This is a genomic window from Desulfosarcina sp. (genome assembly GCF_033791525.1).
Classification (GTDB): domain Bacteria; phylum Desulfobacterota; class Desulfobacteria; order Desulfobacterales; family Desulfosarcinaceae; genus Desulfosarcina.
Map to the genome: position 1 here is coordinate 1 of NZ_JASJGN010000262.1, position 4,147 is coordinate 4,147.

Annotated in this window: 3 protein-coding genes and 1 pseudogene; 1 reads left to right on the forward strand and 3 read right to left on the reverse strand. The window is 56.1% G+C overall.

Annotated features, from left to right (window positions below; genetic code table 11):
• Nucleotides 1-626: pseudogene (locus tag QNK41_RS13235) on the forward strand (hypothetical protein); the annotation flags it as partial.
• Nucleotides 627-740: 114 nt separating this feature from the next.
• Here the strand turns inward: QNK41_RS13235 and QNK41_RS13240 are convergent.
• From QNK41_RS13240 to QNK41_RS13250, 3 genes are all read right to left on the reverse strand, one after another.
• Nucleotides 741-2,153 carry a TRAP transporter fused permease subunit gene (locus QNK41_RS13240; protein ID WP_319257677.1) on the reverse strand — a complete coding sequence of 471 codons (1,413 nt, stop codon included), beginning with the start codon at nucleotides 2,151-2,153 and terminating at the stop codon, nucleotides 741-743.
• Complete coding sequence (locus QNK41_RS13245; RefSeq protein ID WP_319257679.1) at nucleotides 2,150-2,671, reverse strand: hypothetical protein; 522 nt, start codon at nucleotides 2,669-2,671, stop codon at nucleotides 2,150-2,152. The genes QNK41_RS13240 and QNK41_RS13245 overlap by 4 nt, the downstream gene beginning before the upstream one ends.
• 90 nt (nucleotides 2,672-2,761) lie before the next feature.
• Nucleotides 2,762-3,736, reverse strand: a complete 975-nt coding sequence (locus QNK41_RS13250) for a TAXI family TRAP transporter solute-binding subunit (RefSeq protein ID WP_319257681.1) — start codon at nucleotides 3,734-3,736, stop codon at nucleotides 2,762-2,764.
• Between the last annotated feature and the right edge of the window lie 411 nt (nucleotides 3,737-4,147).

The following is a 4,147-nucleotide window of genomic DNA, read 5'->3' on the forward strand; positions in this document are numbered from 1 at the left end:
GGCACCGGGCATCGGACACGGTGGTCGCCGCCGATCTGCTGAAAAAGCGGGGATTCGAGATGGGCCTGCAGATGATGGTGGGGCTTCCCGAGGACGACGACGACGGCGCCATGGAAACGGCCCGCCGGATTGCCGAGTTGGAGCCTGATTTTGTAAGGATTTATCCGACCCTTGTCCTGGAGGGCAGCCAATTGGCCGGACGATACAGAGACGGTCGCTACCACCCCATGGCGCTGGCAGCGTGTGTCACCCTGGTGAAACGGCTGTTCCTTTATTTCAACACCCATCACATACCGGTCGTCCGCATGGGGCTCCAGGCCTCGGACGGATTGACCAGTTCGGGCGGCTTTATCGCCGGACCCTACCACCCGGCCTTCGGGCACCTGGTGCACGGGGAAATTGTTCTCGATGCCATTTCATTTGCACTGGGCAGGATGGAAAAACGACCGGATCCCCTGACCCTATCCGTGCACCCCAGCATGGTTTCCCGCGTTCAAGGTCTGCACAAACAGAATATCAGCCGGTTGAAGAAAGCCTTTGATCTGAAAAAAATTGTCCTGCATCAGGATGGGTGTATGGCAAAAGGCCATCTGGTGGTCGCTGCAGAACACATTAGCCTGCCGTAGCTTCCACCAGCACCGATTTCTTTTCCTCCTGAACGTAAAAACCCCCGCCTGTTACGGCGAGGGTTTCGATAAGCATTAGAAGTTGGGTGCGCGAATACCTTTTCCGGGGATCGATCAGGCAGCCGGGGCTTTCTTGAACCACCCGATAATCGTCTTGATCCAGATTCCGCTCAAAATATATGAATAGAGCCAGGTACCAAATATAATCAGAATAAAGGCCTTGATGATATCCATGGCGCTGCCGTTCAGGGAGAAGGCCGGCACGTAGCCGAACAAAAACGGCCCCAGGTAGAGGAATTTGGCGAACTTGAAGGCAGCGAAGGCCGTGCGCCACATGTTGGCCTTGGCGATCGTCGCCCCCGCAAAGGCGGCGATGCACACCGGCGGGGTGATGTTGGAATCCTGGGAGAGCCAGTAGACGATCATGTGGGCGGCAATTTCGTTGATGCCCAGATGGGTCAGGGCCGGTACTGCCACCACGGCGGTGATCAGGTAGGCCGCGGTGACCGGCACACCCATGCCGAGGACGAGGGATGCCAGCGCGATAAACAGGATCGTGAGCACGAGAGAACCGTCGGCCAGCTCGATGACGATGTCGGCAAAGGTCAGCACCAGCCCGGTAAAGGTCAATACGCCGATGATGATGCCGATGACGCCGAGGGTGGCGCCGATCTTCAGGCTGTTTTCCGTTCCGGAGCGGGAGGCATCGACGAATCGTTTCAGCCCTTGATTGATCGCCGGCCGACGCTCTTTTTTAATCGCATACCAGATCACGCAGAGGGCGATTCCGGAGAATACCATCGTCTTTTCGGAAACCATGTGGTTGAAACTCCTGCCCGCCTCGGGTCCCACGGTCTTGCTGAGCAGCAGCGATATCATCTGCGTGGCCAGGACCAGGGCCATGACGACCGCCAGGGTGTAGTCGATGTGGGTCTCCTGGTACTTGTAGCTGACGATAATGCAGGTGGCCAGACCCAGGATGGCCGAGTAGCCCGGGGAGTAGCCGGTGAGCATGAAGATGGTGATGACGACCAGGGGCAGGGCGAAAAACCACTCTTTTTTCAGGATCTCCATGGCGCTGTGTTCGGACCGTTCACCCACGATGTTATACATCTTGGCTTCGTAGTGTACCATGACGAACACGCTGAAAAAGTACATGAATGCCGGAAATATAGCCACCAGCATGATGCGCGAGGAGGGCACGCCGGTCAACTCGGCCATGATGAACCCGCCGGCCCCCAGGATGGGGGGCATGAACATGCCGCCGATGGAGGCCGCCGGTACGATGCCGCCGGCGATATGGGGCCGGAATCCGGCCTTTTTCATCATCGGGATGGTAAAGGTTCCCGTAGAGACCGTATTGGCGATGGCACTGCCGGAAATGGAACCGAACAGACCGCTGGCGATAACGGACACTTTGGCCGGGCCGCCGATTTTATGCCCCACCGCGGCCAGGGGCCAGTCGATGAAAAATTTCTGGGCGCCGCTCTTTTGCAGGAAGGCGCCGAACAGGACGAACAGGATCACGTAGGTGGCAGTACGTTGGCCATGATGCCGAAAACCCCGTCGCTCATGTAGTAAATGGTGGTGCACAGGTTGGGAAAGGTTTCACCCGGATGGGCAAGCAAGTCCGGGGCATAGGGCCCGTATACGCCGTATAGGATCATCACCGTGCCGATGATCACGAAGGCGTTTCCCACGACCCGCCGGGCCAGTTCGATGCCGATAAGCACCCCGACCACCGCTATGGTCTGGTCCATGGTGTTTTCCGCACCCGTGCGGTAGTTGATCGCCTCGAAGTTGAGTATCCAGTAGCCGATACAGATGATCGAGAGCAGGATCAGGATGTAGTCCACCACCCGCATGACCGTCGACTTGGATTTGTAGAGCAGAAACACCAATACGTAGGTGATGATGACGTAAACGCCCCGGTGGTACTGGGTGGATGCCGGTTGGACCACGGCAGCATAAGAGTAAAACAGCACCAGAACTACCGAGAGGACATCAAAAATTATCTGTTCGAATCGGTTGAGTTGATCGTACACGGTGGCCCCTGCCTTGTTGATGGTAGTTTATTTCGAATGTGGCAAAAAAGGGGCCGCCGGCAAGTACCGGCAGCCCCTTACGATTAAGGACTATTTCAAGACGCCCTTTTCTTTCCAGAACTTCTCAGCTCCCGGATGCAGCGGGGTTACGATACCGTTGATACCGCCTTCGACGCTCATGGCCTTGGCGGTCTTCTTTACGTTGACCATATGGGCCAGGCCCTCGGGGGTATAGATCTTTGAGAGCAGGGTGTAGACCACCTCTGCCGGTACTTCGGAATTGGCCACCCACAGGGCGGAATCCTGAAAGGAGGGGGTATCCGTATCCACGCCCTTGTAAGTACCCGCCGGGATCGTCAACTTGGTGAAGTAGGGATACTTTTCATAAAAACCGCTGGCCTCGGCCTCGGCATTCAGGTCGATCATTTCGATGTCGTTCTGCTGGGCGGCCATGACCACGGCGCCACTGGGGAAAGCGGTGAACAGCCAGAAGGCATCCAGCTGGTTGTTGCCGAAGGCAGCCGCGGCGTCGTTGTAGCCCATGGCATTACGCTCGACCTTATCCCAGACACCCATGTGGGTAAAAAACAGTTCGCAGTTGGCAAAGGCACCGGAACCGGCATTGCCCACGCCAACCTTTTTGCCGGCCAGGTCTTTCATGCTCTTGATACCGCCGCCCTTTTTGACGACCAGTTGAGCCGGTGCGCCGTAAAAATAAGCCACACCCATGACATTTTCATATTTCTTGGTATCGTTTTTCATACGGCCGTTGAGGCCTAAATAAACATGGCCAGAATAGACAACGCCCATGGCGTAGGCACCGGAATCGACTTTGCGCATATTCTCGACGCTGCCGCCGGAAGCGCCGGCCAGCACGCGGAATTCCTTAATATCTTTTACGGGCGGATAGGTGGAGATGCCACCGGCCATAAACTGGAAGGTGCCACCGGCGGGGCCACCACCGAACTTGTAAATGTCTCTGGCATTGACATCAGCCGAAAAGGTCATCGTCATCATCAGAACCGCGCAAACACCGATTGCAATCGTAAATAGTTTGTTCCTCATTCGTTCCTCCTGCAGGTTGAGTGGAGTTATCCGCAGCGACCAGTACACATCGCGCCACAGAGCGTCGGAAAAATTTCCGCACGCTTTGCAGGCTACCAAGGCATCTGAAAAGGGTCAATTGGGGTATTTCTGATTGTCGTGTAATACTTTTTCTTACAAATGGAAGGGTATCTTTTTCCGACCGCGATACCTCGGCCGCGGCATGAACCGGAGTGGCGTTAGCCCTTTCAACCATCTGCCTGGGAGCCACCAGTCTACATAGGGCGTCAGCAACGGCCAGCTAAAGCAATCGTTTACATTCAAACCGGTTTTGCGTTAAAATAAATCTATCCAAATTAGGGCCACGAAAGCTAGCACCTTCACCGCGGCCGGCCGCGGTGATCCGCCAACCAGACTGGACAGTCCCAAACG